This window comes from Oceanisphaera marina (genome assembly GCF_014643915.1).
In the GTDB taxonomy this organism is placed as follows: Bacteria; Pseudomonadota; Gammaproteobacteria; order Enterobacterales; family Aeromonadaceae; genus Oceanimonas; species Oceanimonas marina.
Map to the genome: position 1 here is coordinate 55,266 of NZ_BMKE01000011.1, position 16,562 is coordinate 71,827.

The 16,562-nt window shown below is 54.8% G+C and carries 15 protein-coding genes; 10 read left to right on the plus strand and 5 right to left on the minus strand.

The window, feature by feature from the left end:
* Positions 1–47: 47 nt before the first annotated feature.
* Positions 48–1,877, plus strand: a complete 1,830-nt coding sequence (locus IEW52_RS08250; protein WP_188629591.1) for an ATP-binding protein — start codon at positions 48–50, stop codon at positions 1,875–1,877.
* A complete protein-coding gene (locus IEW52_RS08255) occupies positions 1,849–4,695 on the plus strand; it encodes a PAS domain-containing protein (RefSeq protein ID WP_188629592.1) in 2,847 nt (948 codons plus the stop codon). The genes IEW52_RS08250 and IEW52_RS08255 overlap by 29 nt, the downstream gene beginning before the upstream one ends.
* Before the next feature lie 65 nt (positions 4,696–4,760).
* Here the strand turns inward: IEW52_RS08255 and rsuA are convergent, their stop codons facing one another.
* Together rsuA and yihA are read right to left on the minus strand one after the other, a co-directional pair.
* Complete coding sequence (gene rsuA, locus IEW52_RS08260) at positions 4,761–5,447, minus strand: 16S rRNA pseudouridine(516) synthase RsuA (protein WP_188629593.1); 687 nt, start codon at positions 5,445–5,447, stop codon at positions 4,761–4,763.
* Positions 5,447–6,091, minus strand: a complete 645-nt coding sequence (gene yihA, locus IEW52_RS08265) for a ribosome biogenesis GTP-binding protein YihA/YsxC (RefSeq protein ID WP_188629594.1) — start codon at positions 6,089–6,091, stop codon at positions 5,447–5,449. The genes rsuA and yihA overlap by 1 nt, the downstream gene beginning before the upstream one ends.
* Before the next feature lie 143 nt (positions 6,092–6,234).
* Between yihA and IEW52_RS08270 the strand changes: the two genes are divergently transcribed.
* From IEW52_RS08270 to hemN, 5 genes are read left to right on the plus strand one after another with little or no spacing between them, the layout of a single operon-like run.
* Positions 6,235–6,852 (plus strand): c-type cytochrome, encoded by a 618-nt coding sequence (locus IEW52_RS08270; RefSeq protein WP_188629595.1) that lies wholly within the window; start codon positions 6,235–6,237, stop codon positions 6,850–6,852.
* A 47-nt stretch (positions 6,853–6,899) separates the two neighbouring features.
* Complete coding sequence (locus IEW52_RS08275; protein WP_188629596.1) at positions 6,900–7,562, plus strand: class I SAM-dependent methyltransferase; 663 nt, start codon at positions 6,900–6,902, stop codon at positions 7,560–7,562.
* Positions 7,559–8,146 carry a Der GTPase-activating protein YihI gene (yihI, locus tag IEW52_RS08280; RefSeq protein WP_188629597.1) on the plus strand — a complete coding sequence of 196 codons (588 nt, stop codon included), beginning with the start codon at positions 7,559–7,561 and terminating at the stop codon, positions 8,144–8,146. Before IEW52_RS08275 ends, yihI begins: the two co-directional genes overlap by 4 nt.
* Positions 8,143–8,601: a DUF2489 domain-containing protein gene (locus IEW52_RS08285; protein ID WP_188629598.1), complete on the plus strand. Its 459-nt coding sequence runs from the start codon at positions 8,143–8,145 to the stop codon at positions 8,599–8,601. The genes yihI and IEW52_RS08285 overlap by 4 nt, the downstream gene beginning before the upstream one ends.
* A gap of 14 nt (positions 8,602–8,615) precedes the next feature.
* On the plus strand, positions 8,616–9,986 hold the full coding sequence (hemN, locus tag IEW52_RS08290; RefSeq protein ID WP_188629599.1) for an oxygen-independent coproporphyrinogen III oxidase: 1,371 nt from the start codon (positions 8,616–8,618) through the stop codon (positions 9,984–9,986).
* A 75-nt stretch (positions 9,987–10,061) separates the two neighbouring features.
* Here the strand turns inward: hemN and add are convergent, their stop codons facing one another.
* The 3 genes from add to glnL form a co-directional block, all read right to left on the minus strand.
* Entirely contained in the window at positions 10,062–11,066 is a 1,005-nt protein-coding gene (gene add, locus IEW52_RS08295; RefSeq protein WP_188629600.1) for an adenosine deaminase, read from the minus strand.
* A gap of 102 nt (positions 11,067–11,168) precedes the next feature.
* Positions 11,169–12,593: a nitrogen regulation protein NR(I) gene (gene glnG / locus IEW52_RS08300; protein WP_188629601.1), complete on the minus strand. Its 1,425-nt coding sequence runs from the start codon at positions 12,591–12,593 to the stop codon at positions 11,169–11,171.
* A gap of 31 nt (positions 12,594–12,624) precedes the next feature.
* Positions 12,625–13,692, minus strand: coding sequence for a nitrogen regulation protein NR(II) (gene glnL, locus IEW52_RS08305; RefSeq protein WP_188629602.1), 1,068 nt, complete (start codon positions 13,690–13,692; stop codon positions 12,625–12,627).
* 233 nt (positions 13,693–13,925) lie between these two features.
* Between glnL and slyA the strand changes: the two genes are divergently transcribed.
* From slyA to IEW52_RS08320, 3 genes are read left to right on the plus strand one after another with little or no spacing between them, the layout of a single operon-like run.
* Positions 13,926–14,354: a transcriptional regulator SlyA gene (slyA, locus tag IEW52_RS08310; RefSeq protein WP_188629603.1), complete on the plus strand. Its 429-nt coding sequence runs from the start codon at positions 13,926–13,928 to the stop codon at positions 14,352–14,354.
* A gap of 20 nt (positions 14,355–14,374) precedes the next feature.
* Positions 14,375–15,424 (plus strand): HlyD family secretion protein, encoded by a 1,050-nt coding sequence (locus tag IEW52_RS08315; RefSeq protein ID WP_188629604.1) that lies wholly within the window; start codon positions 14,375–14,377, stop codon positions 15,422–15,424.
* Positions 15,425–15,445: 21 nt separating this feature from the next.
* Positions 15,446–16,462 (plus strand): DUF2955 domain-containing protein, encoded by a 1,017-nt coding sequence (locus IEW52_RS08320; protein WP_188629605.1) that lies wholly within the window; start codon positions 15,446–15,448, stop codon positions 16,460–16,462.
* Positions 16,463–16,562: the final 100 nt, after the last annotated feature.

The window sequence follows — 16,562 nt, forward strand, 5'->3', positions numbered from 1 at the left end:
AACAACACAGTATCTGTTGCCGAGTGCCATCACAAGGAAGAGACGGAATGCGTTTATCGCTAAAAGGGCGTATTGCCCTGATTGTTTTAGCTGCTGCTTTTTGTACCGTTATCGCGGTGCTGGTCACCGCCTATCATATTCTGGTGGAGGATTTTGAAAACCAGCTCCGCCAGCGGCAGATAGAAGAAACGGCTCGTGCCGCAGAGCAGGTAGAGCATACGCTGGCGCTGCGCATGAATGCCTTGACCAGCGTGACGCCCCAGTTATCCAATGGCCTGAATTTGTCTTCTGTGACGGCGCTGACAACGCAGCTGGAACGCCAGACACATTTAAAGTCATACTTTCCGGGTGGCCTGGTGGTAATGGACAGCACAGGCACCGCGATTGCCGAAAGTACGTTCATTCCCAATCGCTTGGGTACCAATTATGCTGATCGAGCCCATTTCAAGCAGTTAATGACCACCCGGCAACCCGTGATCAGTCATCCTATTATCGGGCGTACGACTGGCGCCCCCCTGATTTCTTTCTTGAGCCCCATCATGTCCGATGAGGGTGACCTGCTGGGTATCTTGAGCGGTGTTATTAATCTGGCTAAAACCTCTATCTTGCCCCGGCGGCGCCTGGCGAGTGCGCTGCGCGATGGCGTCGAGTTCAAGATTATCGACACCAAGAATCAGGTCTATGTCTATAACGGCACCCAGCTTGAAAGCGAATTGCAGCCACTGCCGCCGCCGTTGGAGGATCCGCTGGTGGATGCCGCCTTATCCGGACTCTATGTGGGGGTAACGAAAAATCACCAGCAGAAATGGGTGTTTGCCACCACCTATCTTGATCAACTGGACTGGGTTTTTGTGCGTGCCGTCCCCCATGAGCAGGCCATAGCACCAGCCAGATCCTTCTTTCTGCGTTTTGCCGGCATCAGTATGTTGATTGGGTTGGTGTTGGCACTTGCGGCGTTCTGGCTGGTCTGGAGCGCGATGCGGCCCCTTGAGACCATGACGCGCCAAATTCGCACCATGATCAGGCATACGAATGATAATCAGCCGCTGAGCGAAACCGGGGTGAGCGAAGTGGCGCGACTGGCCCGGGCCTTTAATCGGTTAACCGCAGAGCGCAAGGCCCTCAGTGAAGTGAAGAATGATTTTGTGGCTGTGATCAGTCACGAGCTGCGTACCCCGCTAACCTCCATTAACGGGGCGCTTAAGCTGGTTCAATCTGGTGTGGTGGGCACCTTGCCGGATAAAGCCAGTGAACTGATTTCACTTGCTCTGCGCAATGGTGAACTGCTACAGATGATTATTAATGACCTGCTTGATTTTAATAAGCTGAGTGCCGGTAAAATGGAGCTGTCCCCCGTATTGTGCAATCTATCCGAGCTGGTGGATGATGCGGTGCTTGGCAATCAGCCCATGGCCGACAGCTATCAGGTGCAGTTGCGCTGTCAGATGGAAACCGCACTGACTGCCTGTGTGGATCCGCTGCGATTGCGACAAATACTGGATAATCTCATCAGCAATGCCATCAAGTTTTCTCCGGCAAAAGGGTGGGTTACCATCAGAGCCGAATGCATCGAGGCAGAAAGGCTGCGCATTACGGTCAGCGATCAGGGAGCCGGTATACCCGATCACTTCAAGGGGCTGCTGTTTGAGCGTTTTGCCCAGGCCGAACACGGCACCATGCGTGCCAGCAAAGGCACTGGGCTGGGGCTGACTATCTGTAAAGAGCTGGCCATCCTGATGCAGGGGCATATTGGCTTTTACAACAGCGGGGGAGCCCACCTGTGGTTAGAGCTGCCACTGGTGCCAAACGGTAGCAGTGACCCGAACATCGATAAGGAGAGCATCAATAATGATAACGCCATTGATACCGGCCAATGAATGGCAACGGTTGCACGCCTTATTGAAGACGGGGTTGCTGGACAGCGCTCCCGACCCTCAACTGGATCGCCTGACGAACATCGCCCAGCAAAGTTTTGGCGTCGATATTGCCCTGGTGTCGCTTATCGACAGTCGACGGCAATGGTTCAAGTCGTCCCAAGGGCTGGATGCCAGCGAAACGGGGCGAGACATTTCATTCTGCGGCCATGCCATTTTGAACCAGGAAGTTCTGGTGGTGGAAAATGCCCTTGAAGACCCGCGATTTTTCGATAACCCCCTGGTGCTGCAAGCGCCTCATATTCGTTTTTATGCTGGGGCGCCGCTGTGCACGACGGCGGGCTATCGTATCGGTACCTTATGCATCATAGACAGTCAGGTTCGCCATTTTACTGACCAGGACGTGGCATTGTTACGTAAATTGGCCGATTGCGTAGAAGAGCAGATTAATCAGCGGCAGCTGGTCGAATTGCGCCATACGCTGGAGGCCAGCGAATCCCGGGCCCAACTGATTATAGAAGGGGCGGGAGTTGGTACCTGGCAGTGGAATATGCAAACAGGAGTCTGCGAATTCAACGAACCCTGGGCCGAGATGCTGGGTTATCGGTTGCAAGAGCTGGCCCCGCTGACGATAGATACCTGGAAGCAGCTTGTGCACCCGGATGATTTGGCGGCGTCTTATATCTTGCTGGAAGATCACCTTGCGGGCAAGGAGCCGGCCTACGAGTACCGGTATCGAATGCGCCACCAGGCTGGCCACTGGGTATGGATACATTCTCGAGGCTGTCTGCTCGGCCGCAGCGAAGATGGTCGGCCCATGACCATGTATGGCACTCACATCAATATCACGGCCGAACGGGTGGCGCTGGAACAGCTGGAGCGTCGAAATCGGGCCCTGTCCTTGCTCAATCGCCTGGCGTTTGAGCTGAGCGGAACGCTGGATGAACAAATACAGCAGGCTTTGGTATTGAGCTGCGAGTATCTGCGGCTGGACATCGGCATTGTCAGTGAAATCATCGGCGATGTGTATGCGGTTCGCTGGGTGGCTGCGCCCCCCGCGGTCGATATCAGCCCCGGAACACGCTTTGTGGTGGCGAATACCTACTGTCAATTGCTGTTGCAGCAAACCGGGATTCTGGCTATTTCCCACATGGGGGGCTCGCCTTTTCAGCAGACGGACTGCTACCGGCAGATGGGGTTGGAGAGCTATATCGCCATTCGACTGGAAGTGGGTGGCCAGCTGTTTGGCACGCTTAATTTTTCTTCTGTTGCGGTCAGAACCGAGCCGTTTGATGATACCGATCGGATGTTTTTGGGGTTGCTGGCGCATTGGCTTGGCGAGTTGCTGAACAACAAGATACATCAGGAGCGCCTTAACAAGCTGCTCGACCAAATGCCCGGCATGCTATATCAGTATCGGCGCTGGCCAGATGGCCACAGCTGCTTTCCTTACAGCAGCAACGGTATCAAGCTCATTTATCGCGTCACGCCTCAGAGGGTGCAGCAAGATGCCAGCGTGGTGTTCGATCAAGTATATCCGCCGGATTTACCGCAGGTCATCGAGTCTGTTCACGCTTCTGAAGAACAGCTCGATACCTGGTATGCCCAATATCGGGTACTGCAGGCCGATGGCTCATTACGCTGGGTAGAAGGGCGGGCACACCCCGAACGACTGGAAGATGGCAGTACCATCTGGCATGGCTATCTGGTGGATATACAAAGCGAAAAGGAGGCAGAACTGGCGCTGGCTGCCAGCGAACAGCGGCTGCGCAGTTTGTTTGAATTGTCTTCAATCGGTATTGCCTTGAATGATTTTTACAGCGGCGATTTTATCGATGTTAACCAGGCACTGCTGGATGCCACCGGCTTTGATAAGGAGCAGCTGCTGACGATGGATTATCGCGCCCTGACGCCCGGGCAATATCAGTATCAAGACCAGCTGGCGCTGGAAGAAGTGCAGCGCCATGGCCGTTATGCGCCTTATGAAAAAGAATATCTGCGCCGGGACGGTTCCCGGTTTCCGGTTCGCCAGCAAGGCATGCTGATTAAAGATGCCAATGGCCGCGCTTTGCTGTGGTCTCTGGTGGAAGATATTTCCGAACTAAAGAAGGTCGAGCGGATGCAAAAGGAATTCGTGGCCACGGTCAGCCATGAATTGCGCACGCCCTTGACCTCGATTACCGGCTCGCTGGGGCTGCTGGAGCAGGGAGTGCTGGGGAAGCTGCCCCACAAGGCAGAGCAGTTGATTGAGGTGGCCTATCACAACAGCAAACGCTTGAATTTGCTGATCAACGACTTGCTCGATATTGAAAAGCTGGCTGCCGGTAAAACACACTTCGACATCCGGGCTCACGACCTGCACGAACTGGTGCGGGAGGCCATCGCCATGAATCGACCTTTGGGTAAAGGAAGAGGGGTGCAACTGGAACTGATTACCAAGCCAGCCAGGGAAATGGTGCTGACCGACAAAGACAGGTTCATTCAGGCGCTGTCTAACCTGCAGGCCAATGCCATCAAGTATTCTCCAGCTCAAGGGAAGGTCACCCTTACCATTGAGCGAGTGGATGGCAAGCAGCTGCGAGTGCGGGTTCAGGATCAGGGGGAAGGGATCCCCATGGATTTTCGGCCACGTATTTTTGAAAAGTTTGCCCAGGCCGATAGCTCGGATACCCGTCAGAAAGGTGGCACCGGGTTGGGGCTGGCCATTACCAAAGACCTGATAGAGCGGATGCAGGGCAGTGTCGGGTTTGAATCCGCCCCCGGACAGGGCACCTGCTTCTGGCTGGATGTGCCCGCGGCTGAAGAAAGCGCTCAGCGTTAAAAAAACAGCCCCTAAGATTCGGTTATCTTGTGTGTGGTGCTGTTTTTGACGACTGAGCGCAGCTGTTAGATGGAGGCGACTTCTTTGGCGCTGAGATGACGCCACTCGCCTTCCGCCAGGCTGTCGTCCAGCACTATGCTGCCCACCTGCAGTCGATGCAGGGCGGTGACATGATTGCCTACGGCGGCGAACATCCGTTTTACCTGATGATATTTGCCTTCCTGTATGGTCAGCAACACGCGGGTAGGGGTGATGATTTCCAGTTTGGCGGGCAGGGTGGCTTTGTCTTCACCATGCAACAGTACGCCTTCGGCGAAACGTGCCGCAACATCATCGGCCAGCGGCTCTGCCAGGTCGACTCTATAGACCTTGTTGCAGGCCTTTTTGGGCGAGCGCAAGCGATGCGACCATTGACCGTCGTCGGTCAGCAGCAACAAACCGGTCGTGTCTACGTCGAGCCGACCGGCACATTGCAGGCCCCGGCACAGCTCTGGCGGTAATAATTGCAGCACGCAGGGATGCACTTCATCCTGGGTGGCACTGATATAACCGGCAGGCTTGTGCAGCAATAAATAGCGATCGGCAGGCGTGGCCAACAGGCGACCTTCGAGGCGCACTTCCTGGCCGTCGATTTGCTGATCGCTTTTTTTAACGACCACACCATCCACGGTCACGTCACCGCGATGCAGTGATTTTTTGACCACAGAGCGAGAAAGACCGGTGCTTTCGGACAGAAAACGGTCAAGGCGCATCAGGCGGACTCACCGTCGTCGGAGGCTATGACGTCATCTTCTTGCAGCAACCACTCGTTCAGCACCTCTTTGGCCTGATCCAGGCCCAGACCCTTGAGTGAGCTGAACGATTCAACCCGAATATCGCCACCGAAGACGGTGACCAGCTCACGCACCCGCAATACTTCCGACTTGCGTGGGCCTGGCTTGAGCTTGTCGCATTTGGTCAGCAGCGCCAGCACCGGCAGCTGACTTTCGCTTGCCCACTGCAGCAGTTGCTGATCGATGTCTTTCAGGGGGTGGCGAATATCCATCAATACCACCAGACCCTTCAGGCTTTCGCGTTTTTGCAAGTATACCGACAGCGCCGCCTGCCATTTCAGCTTCATTTCTTCGGGTACTTTGGCATAGCCATAACCCGGTAAATCGACCAGGCGCTTGCCCGGGCTGAGTTCGAACACGTTAATCAGCTGGGTACGACCCGGTGTTTTACTGGTTCGTGCCAGATTTTTCTGCTGAGTTATCGTGTTTAAAGCAGATGATTTACCGGCATTTGACCGGCCGGCAAACGCTATTTCTACGCCAGTGTCTTCCGGCATTTGGTTAATATCGGGCGCGCTGGTAATAAAGCGGGCGCTGTTAAAGTTTATCTGTTTGTTATTCAATATGAATTCCCCTGAGTTCTCGACCCGCTTTGCTTACTTTCTTGCAAAATAATTGTAGAATGGTGTCGTTTTTTGAATCGCATTGTAACATGCCCTTGAAGGTATGTGATCTGGAAGCTCTTACAACGAGAAGTCGCAACGTCATGAAAAAAATTGTTATCACACTAGCCTTAATGCTCGGAGTGGTTGGTGTTGCCCAAGCCCAGGGCGACGCAGAAGCAGGTAAGGCCAAGTCCGCTACTTGCGTGGCGTGCCATGGTCCCGATGGCAACAGCCCAACCGACATGTACCCTAAACTGGCCGGCCAGCACGCCTCTTATCTTGCCAAGCAGTTAGCCGAGTTCAAGGCGGCCGCTACCGGTGGAGAAGGTCGTGCCAACGCCATCATGGGGGGCATGGCCATGCCTTTGTCTGAACAGGATATGGCTGATTTATCTGCTTATTTTGCCAGCCAGGCCATAGTTCCGGTTGCTACCCCCGAAGACGTGGTTGAGCAAGGCGCCGCCTTGTATCAGGGCGGCGACATCGAGCGTGGCATTACCGCTTGTATCGCCTGTCACGGCCCTCGTGGTGAAGGTCTGGAATCTGCCAAGTTCCCAAGCCTGGCTGGCCAGTATCCCAGCTACATTGCCACGCAGCTGAACATGTTCCGTAGCGGAGAGCGTAACAACGATCCCAACGGCATGATGCGCAGCATAGCGGCCAAGTTAACCGACCAGGATATCGAAGTACTGTCTCAGTACGTTGCCGGTCTGCGTTAATATTATCACCTTGGGGGCTTGTGCCCCCTGCTTTTTCTGGTTTTCCCATGTCTGCCCAGCTGCACGACCTGCATTGCCCTCTCTGTAACCATTCTGACACCCCTCTGTTTTGGCAGGACAAACGACGTCACTATCAACGTTGTGCCTCGTGCAAGCTGATTTTTGTCGACCCTCATTATCGGTTGAGTGCAGAACAAGAGAAGGCAGAATATGATTTGCACCAGAATCAGACGGACGACCCTGGCTATCGTCGATTTTTGGCGCGTTTGGCCGACCCGCTGATGGCGCGTTTGCCCGCGGGCAGTGAAGGATTGGATTTTGGCTGTGGCCCGGGCCCGGCTCTGGCTGCCATGTTTAATGAAGCAGGCTTTGCCACCACCACCTATGATCCTTACTATGCGCACTATCCGGCTCGATTACAGCGGCAATACGACTTTGTGTGCTGCAGCGAAGCGATAGAACATTTTTATCGGCCAGGCAGAGAATGGCAGCAATTGCTGTCGTTGCTGCGGCCAGGTGGCTGGCTGGGCATTATGACCAAGCTGGCCTTGAGCCAGGAGGCGTTTGCCAACTGGCATTACAAACAGGATCCGACTCATGTCAGCTTCTTTAGCCGGGAAACCTTTCTCTGGCTGGCGGCACGGGACGGGCTCGGCATCGAATTTATCGGTACCGATGTAATACTTCTGCAAATACCGGAGTCACTATGACACGCATGAAAAAGACCCGTAGCCCGGGTCAAATCGGAGCCCGCAAGGATAATCGGGAAACTGCCGAGCAGATCAAGGATAGAAAGCGCAAGGCGAAACGCAAGGGGCTGGCTGCCGGTTCTCGGCAGAACAGTGGCGAACAGCATCAGCACAATAACGGATCCAAATCAGCTCAAGATCCGCGACTGGGCTCGAAAAAGCCGATTGCTCTGGTGTCTGAGTCGGGCAAGGCCGAAAAAAGCAGCAAGCCTGCCAAGAAGGTGGTAACGGAAAAACCGGTTGCCGAAAAAGCTCCCAAGATGCCTGACGCCCCGGAGTTGACTGCCGAGCAAGAGCTGGAGCAGCTGGAAAATAACGATCGGCTCAATACCCTGTTGGACAAAGTTGATGCAGGCGAAAAACTGGGCAAGAACGATGCCGCCTGGCTGGATAAAACCCTGGCGCGCCATCAGCAATTGCTGGAAAAGCTGGGCCTGCTGGAAGATGAAGACGACGAGCCGGTAGAAGGTGACGATCTGTGGACGCGGTTTATGGATGCAGAACTTGATCCTGCGCAATATGAGGATAAGGAAGATAAGTCATGATCTCTCCCTGGTTACTGGCTGCCCTGGTGGGCGGCCTTATCATAGTGGGACTGGCGGTGTATGCGGGTAAACTGCTGGCGCAGCTCAAAGTGCAGAATCAGCAGCAACAACGGGCTGTGAACCAACGCAATCTGCGTATTCTGGAAAGCATCAACACCATCGCCATGGCGATGCGTGAAGATCAATGCAACCTGTCGGAAGGTGCCATTCGCCTGACCAACCTGTTGAATGCGCTGCAATTTGCTCAGCCACAGAACTTTGCTGCCGATTATCCGGGCTTGTACGGCCTGTATGACAAAGTCAAAGACATGCCTACCCACGATGCGCGCAAACAATACAAGCGCAATGAAATCATGCGCATGGATCTACAAAGAGCCGGTTTTGAACAAGAACTGGAAGCACAAATCAAAACAGAGGTCACGCGACTGGCCAGTTTGGAGCTGCCCACTCGCTAAGCCGAGGAGAGGGTATGTCAGTACAAACAGTATGGGACCAAGGGTTAATCGAGAAGTATAACTATTCGGGGCCCCGTTATACTTCTTACCCCACTGCGCTTGAGTTTAACGATGCCTTTGGCATGCCCCAGCTGGAAGCCGCCGCAGAGCGCTATCCCGACCGACCGCTGTCGCTGTATGTGCACATCCCTTTCTGTCACAAGCTCTGTTACTACTGCGGTTGTAACAAGGTGATCACTCGCCACCAGAGCAAGGCGGATATCTATCTCGATTTTCTGGAGCGGGAAATCATTCGCCTGGCACCGCTGTTTGCCCAGCGTACCGTGACCCAGTTGCACTGGGGCGGTGGCACGCCGACTTTCCTGACCGAACCCCAAATTCGCCGTTTAAACAGCCTGTTGCGCCAGCATTTCAATTTTGCCGAGCAAGGCGAATACAGCATAGAAATAGACCCACGAAAAATCGAGCTGAGTCTATTAAATGTGCTGAAAGACGTCGGCTTCAATCGCATCAGTTTAGGGGTGCAGGATTTCAATAAAGCCGTACAGCAAATGGTGAACCGCGATCAGGACAATGACTTTATCAAGGCCTTGGTTCGTCGCGCCGCCGAGCTGGGCTTTCGCTCCACCAATCTGGACTTGATATACGGCCTGCCGCTGCAAACCCCGGAAAGCTTCCAATACACCTTGCAGGAAATCGTGGCGCTGAAGCCGGCAAGACTGTCGGTATTTAATTACGCGCACTTGCCGAGTCGATTTGCCGCACAGCGCAAGCTGAACGAAGCGGATATGCCAACCCCTGCCAACAAGCTGCTGATGCTCGAGCAAACCATTCGCTACCTTACGGGAGAGGGGTATCAGTTTATTGGCATGGACCACTTTGCGCTGCCCGATGACAGTCTGGCGGTCGCCCAGCGTGAGGGCGAGCTGCATCGTAATTTTCAGGGGTATACCACCCAGGGTGATTGCGATTTGCTGGGGTTGGGGGTGTCGGCCATCAGCATGATTGGTGATGCCTATTCGCAAAATCATAAAGACCTGAAGCAGTATTACGGTCAGCTGGATACCCTGGGTCATGCACAAACCGTGGGCTATGCCCTGGATCAGGATGACTGCCTGCGTCGCGATCTGATCAAGACCCTTATTTGTAACTTCGAGCTCGATTTTGCACCGCTGGAGCAGCAATACGGCATTAAATTTGCCGATTACTTTGCCGAGGATCTCAAGCTGCTGCAAACCTTTATCGACGACGAACTGGTGACGCTCGGCGACAGTGGTATCAAGGTGGCCGCCAAGGGCGAGCTGCTGATCCGCAATATCTGCATGTGTTTCGACGTGCATCTGCGCCGCCAGGCCCGCATGCAGCAGTTCTCGAGAGTGATCTGATTAACTGCGGGGATTAGGGATTAGGGATTAGGGATTTTATTCTTCTCAGTCCCCAGTCCCCAGTCCCCATAATTGTTACTCTCGCTCGGCGCTGGCCAGCAGCAGGGCTGCCTTCTCTTCGGCGTTGATAAAGGCCATTTCCAGGGCGTTTGCCTGACATTGACGGAGCTGGGCCGGGGTCAAGCCGGCTGCCCGGGCGGCATGGGTGTATTCGTGGCGCAGCTCTATGCCTTGCACTGCCGGATCGTCGGTATTCAGGCACACCGCAATATCTCGGGCCAGAAAGGTGTGTATCGGGTGTTGGCTCAAGTCGGTGACCGTGCTGGTTTGCAGATTGGAAGTAAGGCAAGACTCAATGCCGATGCGCTGCTCGGCCAGATAGTCGAGCAGCGCTTCGTCCTGTACCGCCTTCACCCCGTGACCGATGCGCTCGGCCCCCAGCTCTTTAATGGCCTGCCAGATGCTGGCGCTGCCGGCGGCTTCTCCGGCATGCACGGTAATGCGCAATCCCGCATCCCGTACCCGCCTGAAGTGTGCGGTAAATAATTCTCCGGGAAACCCCAGCTCGTCTCCGGCCAGATCCATGCCCACCAGCCGGTCTTTGTAAGTCAGACAGGCATTCAGCTCCTGCTCACAGGCGGTTTGACCAAAGGTGCGGCTCATAATGCCAATCAATTTCACCGGAATGGCAAAATCACGGCTGCCCGCGGCCACCCCATCCAATACCGCTTCTACCACGCCTTGCGGATCCAGCTGGTGGTTCATGGCCATGTAGCCGGGGCTAAAGCGCAGCTCGGCATAGTCGATACCGGCGGCCTGCAAATCCTCTACATTCTCATACGCCACCTGGCGGCAGGCATCGTAGTTACCCAGCACCTTGACGCCCCAATCCAGCTTGGCGAGAAACGACACCAGATCCGGTGCATTATCCTGCACCTGAACATAAGGGCGTAGTGCCTTCAGGTTGGTGGCGGGCAACATCATATTAAAGCGCTGGCCCAATGCCAGTATGGTGGCGGGGCGAATATTGCCGTCCAGATGACGATGCAGATCGAGTAGGGGCAAACTGGGATCTGGCATTGTGGTGTGCTCCTGATTATCGAAATGGTAAGAAGCCGTCAGCTTCAGGTTACAGATAATAGCAAAATCATACCGATACAAGCCCATCGGACAGCGCTTAGCCTACGGCTTGGCGCCTTGTTTTTCCTGAATGTCCTTGAGTTTGCGCGTCAGGGTATTACGGCCCCAGCCCAGCAGCCTGGCTGCTTCCTGTTTGTGCCCATGACTGTGGGTCATGGCGCAGTCGAGCAGGATCTGCTCCACTTCGGGCACTATATCGGCCAGCAAGTCTTGTCGGCCGTTTGCCAATTCTTGCTGAGCCCAGCGTGTTAATACCTGACGCCAGTCTTGCTTATCGGCGGTGTGTTCCGCCGTGCGCGCTGTGGGCGCGAGCTCCGGTGGCAAGTCGGCGATCAGTATCTGCTGGCCCGACGCCATCACGGTAAGCCAGCGACAGACATTTTCCAGTTGGCGTACATTACCGGGCCACGGCAAAGATTGCAGATAGTGCTCGGCGTCTGCATGCAGACTCTTGGCTTCTACCCGCAGCTCTTTTGCAGCCTGAGCCAGAAAATGGCGGGTTAGCTTGGGTATGTCTTCGCGTCTGTCCTTTAAGGCCGGCATTAAAATCCGGATCACATTCAGCCGATGAAACAAATCTTCCCTGAAATCGCCATTGGCGACTTTAAGCTCCAGATCCTGATGGGTGGCGGCAATAATGCGCACATCCACCTTGAGGGGCTGGTGCCCACCCACGCGATAAAACTGGCCATCGGACAACACTCTTAACAAGCGGGTCTGGATGTCCAATGGCATGTCGCCTATTTCGTCCAGAAAAAGAGTGCCGCCGTTGGCCTGTTCAAACCGGCCCTGGCGAATGCTGTTGGCACCGGTAAAGGCGCCTTTTTCGTGACCAAATAATTCAGATTCAATAAGATCCTTGGGGATGGCCGCCATATTGAGGGCAATAAAGGGGCTGCTGGCGCGGGGGCTGTGTTTGTGCAGTGCCTGAGCAACCAGTTCTTTACCTGTGCCACTCTGGCCGTTAATCAGCACCGAGATTGAAGAGCGGGCGAGGCGGCCGATGGCCCGAAATACTTCCTGCATGGCGGGGGCTTCGCCGATGATTTCCGGCGCCGTGACCAGGGTCGCGTCAATACTTTTTATGTTGGGTCTGGTTTCTGCAAAATGTGCCACGGCTCTTTGCACCAGAGCCACGGCGTCGTCGATATCAAAGGGTTTGGGCAGATATTCAAAGGCACCATGCTGATAGGCATTTACCGCGCTGTCCAGATCCGAATGCGCGGTCATGATGATGACAGGTAACTTGGGTATCTGTTCATGAATGGCGCCCAGCAAGGTCAGGCCATCCATACCGCCCATGCGAATATCGGAGACCACGGCTCTGGGCTGGCCTTGCGGCAAGGCGGCCAGCAGGCTCTCGGCGTCGGCAAAGCTTTTACAGTCGAAGCCGGCCTGAGCCAGAGCCCGTTCCAGTACCCAGCGAATGGAGCTGTCGTCATCCACTACCCATACTTGTTCGCTCATAAGATTCTCCTCTGCGAAAGGTCAACAGACCCTAGCGCCGTAACGGCAGATAGATAATAAATTCGGTGCGCCCGGGGCAGCTCTGGATTTCGATGCGGCCCTGATGTTGATGAATCAGATCCTGGGCGATAGACAGCCCCAGGCCGGTACCGCCGTCCCGGCCCGTTACCATGGGATAAAACAGGGTGTCGCGCAGCGATTCGGGAATGCCGGGGCCGTTGTCGATAATGCGTATTTCGGCGGCCAGTCGATAACGATGACCATGCAGCATCACCTGAAAGGCGGTACGGGTTTTCATCAGTATATGGCCATGTTCCTGCAGGACTTCGGTGGCATTGCGCACGATATTGAGTATCGCTTGCTGCAGTTGTTCCGGATCCATCTCCAGGTCGGGAATACTGGGGTCGTAATCCCTATCCAGACGAATACCCGACGGAATGTCCATCGCCACCAGTTGGCGTACCTGTTCCAGTACCGAATGCAGATTGGTGACTCGGCGTTCTCCCAGGCGTTGCGGGCCCAGCAGCCGGTCCACCAGATTACGCAGGCGATCCGCCTGCGCAATAATCAACTGGGTAAACTCTTTTAGCTCCGGGCGGGGCAGTTCGCGTTCCAGTAACTGGGCGGCACCGCGCAGGCCCCCCAGCGGATTTTTTATTTCGTGGGCCAGGCCGCGAACCAGTTCTCGCGCCGCCTGCTGTTGCGTGCGTTGTTGCAGTTCCTGGCTGATTTTTTTTTGCTGATCGATCAACCTCAGCTCAATGAGTGCCTGCATATGATTCGACTCAACCCCGGGCAAAGGCAGGGTGATGGGGGTGACGTTCACTTCAACCCAGCGCGGTATGCCATCGATCATCAGCTGCACTTCACTGTCGGTAAAGCCTTGCTCGGTATCAATACAGCGCCTGATGCGGTTCATATCGAGTGAGATATCTTCGTCCGCCAGGTTCACCGGCGTGGCTTGCAGGCGGCGTTTGCTGAGCGGTAACAACTGCTCGGCGGCATTGTTGGCAAAATGCACCTGCAGCTTGGCGTCTACCACCAGCACTGCCGTGAGCAAGTTATCGATAATCGCCGCTGCATTTGCTTGAGATCCCATACCTTACCTATGTTTTAACACTGCATTTGCACCATTGTAGTGCATAGATTCTGTTTTAAGGTGGCCGTATTGGTGGCGCTTCCCCTCAAACGGCAGGGCTGACCCGAATGGGTGTCCATAGCCTGTTAAAAGACTATGCAAAAAATTTGCCGTTTTCGCACACAGAGTAAAAATATTGTCTGATATAGATAGCAGGAATATAATTAGCTAGCTAACTAATTTGGGAGGTGGCCATGAATACGCTGGGAATGACCTTATCCTGTCTGGTTCGACAGTGGCGATGGATCAATGATGAACGGCTCAAGCCACTGAACCTGACGCAAAGCCGCTGGATCGCGCTCACTCATCTAAAATATCAAGATGGCATGCTGCAACATCAGCTGGCGCGACAGATTGGCGTAGAGAGCCCGTCTCTGGTGCGCACCCTGGATGGACTGGAACAGCTGGGGCTGGTTGAACGTCGCCCCTGTGCCAATGATCGACGTGGCAAAACGGTTCATCTGACGCCGAATGTTCGCCCCTTGATGTCCGAAATGGATGCGGTGCTGGACAACACCCGCGAGCAGGTACTGGCGGGATTGAGCGAACAGGAAATTAATGAATTCAAACGGGTGGCAGAGCACATCAGCCAAAACCTGCACCGACTTTGCGAACATAAATAATCATCTCCATTGAGGTACCAATGACGCCAGAACAGAGTTTCAGTCGCTGGGTAAAAGTAGCACTCAGCGCCTTTTTTCTGCTTTTTACTTATTTTGTGATTGCCGATAACTACATGCCGATGACGACGGAAGCCCGTATCCAACGCTATGTGGTGCCCGTTTCGCCACGAGTGTCCGGGCAGGTGAGCCGGGTGCATGTGACCAACAATGAACGGGTAGAGCCGGGGCAGCTGCTATTTGAGCTGGACGACAGTGATTATCAACTGGCGGCGAAGCGTGCCGAACTGGCTCTGGAGCAGGCTGGCACCGATCAGAAAAGAGCGCAGTCCAGCATGGCGGAAATAAAAGCCGAGCTGCACAAAACCGAACTGCAGGCGAACGAGCAAGCCCGGGAGGCGGCACGTATCGCGCGCCTGCACCGCCAGGGCCATATGTCCCAGCAACAGCTGGAACAGGCCAATACCAGGGTGAGCCTGGCCCGAGAAGCCAGTGCGGTGGCGCAAGCCAAGCGTCAAGAGCTTGAACAGTCGTTAATGGCGTCGGGTCTTGCGGTAGAGCAGGCAGAGGTGGCGCTTGAGCAGGCACGCCTTGAGTTGGATCGCACCAAGGTGCATGCCGAAAGCCGTGGGCGTATTGGTAATTTGCAGTTACGCCAGGGGCAGCATGCCAATGCGGGGCAGCCACTGATGGCGCTGATTTCCGACCAGGCCTGGGTGAGTGCAGATTTGCGGGAAAAAAGCCTGCGCCATGTGCAAACCGGCACTCCGGTAGACATTGTATTCGATGCCTTGCCCGGCCAGGTATTTGAAGGCCACGTGACCAGTATCGACAGCGGGGTAAGGGAAGGGCAGCAGGCGGCCGACGGTTTGCTGGCACAACCCGTCAATTCGGATCGCTGGGTGCGCGATGCCCAGCGTCTGCGTACGCACATTGCACTGGATGAAGAATGGCCGTTGCTGGCCACCGGGGCCAAAGCCACAGTGCAGCTATATCCGATTGATAATCCTGTTTTTTATGGTCTTGCCGTGATGCAGGCACGAGTGGTGAGCTTGCTGCGTTATTTGTATTAAACGCCGAGCGGGGAGCAAGATATGGAATTAACTCAGGATAAATTGCGCATTTGTTTGCGTATTGCCTTCGCCAGTGCCGCCGGCTTGTTGATAAACAAGGTGATGAACTGGAACTTCGGCGTGTTTTTTACCGTCTATCCCATGCTGTTACTGGGCATGATGCCGGTGCTGAATCGTTTTGTTGCCATGCAGTTTATCGGCTCTGCGTTGGTTACCTCACTGGAGATCATGGTATTGCCGGGGTTGCTGCATAACTGGCCTCCTGCCTTTACCGTGATCGTGTTTTGTCTGTTTTTGGGCCGTTTCATGTTGATGGCCAAAGGGCCGCTCATGTTGTTTGGTGCCTCGGGTTGCGTGAGTTTGAGCATCATGCTGCACTTTTCCAGCTATGCACATTTTGACCTGACGGATATGGCCATCAGTAATATCACCGCCTCTGTGCTGTCGGTGGCATTGGCGTATATTGCCTATGCTTTGCTGCCCAACCAAGAGCCAACAGTGGCTCGGGCCATGCCTGCCAAGAATGATAATATCATTCGCCATCAGGCATTGTTGGGGGCCATAGTCGCGACCTTGAGTTTTACGGTGTTTCAAACCCTGGATCTGGTGGATTCACTCTCGGCTCAGGTGGCCACCGTGCTGGTGCTGTTTCCCATGAGCTTTGTGGGAGCGGTGCAATCGGGCCGCCAGCGCTGCATGGGCACCCTGCTTGGCTGTGCCCTGGGGTTGCTGACCCAGCTGTTTTTATACAGCTATTATCACAACCTGCTGTTGCTGACGCTGTCATTCTGGCTGTGTGTCATGGTGTTTGCGCGCTTGCATGTGAAGGAAGGCATGCCCGGGGTGGGCTTTGCCGGCCTGACCACGGTAGGCATTTTGTTCGGCCAGTATGTATCGCCGGAGCATGACCTGGTATACAGCGCCCTGTATCGCATGAGCTCGATGACCTTCGCCATTGTCATCACCCTGTGTTGCGTCTACCTGGTACACAAGGTGCTCAATCTGTTTCCGTCCACCCGACACGAGATTCTGGGGTAGTTCTGGATGAGGGGGTGTCTTGAGGCAACAAGGTTGCCTCTGGGGAGAAGGCCAAAACCCTGTTCAGATGATTAATGTACCTTTCACCCCAGATACAAAC

What these genes read in the sequence shown, in the direction of transcription:
- IEW52_RS08285 (WP_188629598.1), top strand. Translation starts at nt 8,143, where the DNA reads ATGATCTCTCCCTGGTTACTGGCTGCCCTGGTGGGCGGCCTTATCATA.
- glnG (WP_188629601.1), bottom strand. Translation starts at nt 12,593, where the DNA reads ATGAGCGAACAAGTATGGGTAGTGGATGACGACAGCTCCATTCGCTGG.
- slyA (WP_188629603.1), top strand. Translation starts at nt 13,926, where the DNA reads ATGAATACGCTGGGAATGACCTTATCCTGTCTGGTTCGACAGTGGCGA.
- add (WP_188629600.1), bottom strand. Translation starts at nt 11,066, where the DNA reads ATGCCAGATCCCAGTTTGCCCCTACTCGATCTGCATCGTCATCTGGAC.
- IEW52_RS08250 (WP_188629591.1), top strand. Translation starts at nt 48, where the DNA reads ATGCGTTTATCGCTAAAAGGGCGTATTGCCCTGATTGTTTTAGCTGCT.
- glnL (WP_188629602.1), bottom strand. Translation starts at nt 13,692, where the DNA reads ATGGGATCTCAAGCAAATGCAGCGGCGATTATCGATAACTTGCTCACG.
- rsuA (WP_188629593.1), bottom strand. Translation starts at nt 5,447, where the DNA reads ATGCGCCTTGACCGTTTTCTGTCCGAAAGCACCGGTCTTTCTCGCTCT.
- IEW52_RS08315 (WP_188629604.1), top strand. Translation starts at nt 14,375, where the DNA reads ATGACGCCAGAACAGAGTTTCAGTCGCTGGGTAAAAGTAGCACTCAGC.
- IEW52_RS08255 (WP_188629592.1), top strand. Translation starts at nt 1,849, where the DNA reads ATGATAACGCCATTGATACCGGCCAATGAATGGCAACGGTTGCACGCC.
- IEW52_RS08320 (WP_188629605.1), top strand. Translation starts at nt 15,446, where the DNA reads ATGGAATTAACTCAGGATAAATTGCGCATTTGTTTGCGTATTGCCTTC.
- IEW52_RS08270 (WP_188629595.1), top strand. Translation starts at nt 6,235, where the DNA reads ATGAAAAAAATTGTTATCACACTAGCCTTAATGCTCGGAGTGGTTGGT.
- yihI (WP_188629597.1), top strand. Translation starts at nt 7,559, where the DNA reads ATGACACGCATGAAAAAGACCCGTAGCCCGGGTCAAATCGGAGCCCGC.
- IEW52_RS08275 (WP_188629596.1), top strand. Translation starts at nt 6,900, where the DNA reads ATGTCTGCCCAGCTGCACGACCTGCATTGCCCTCTCTGTAACCATTCT.
- hemN (WP_188629599.1), top strand. Translation starts at nt 8,616, where the DNA reads ATGTCAGTACAAACAGTATGGGACCAAGGGTTAATCGAGAAGTATAAC.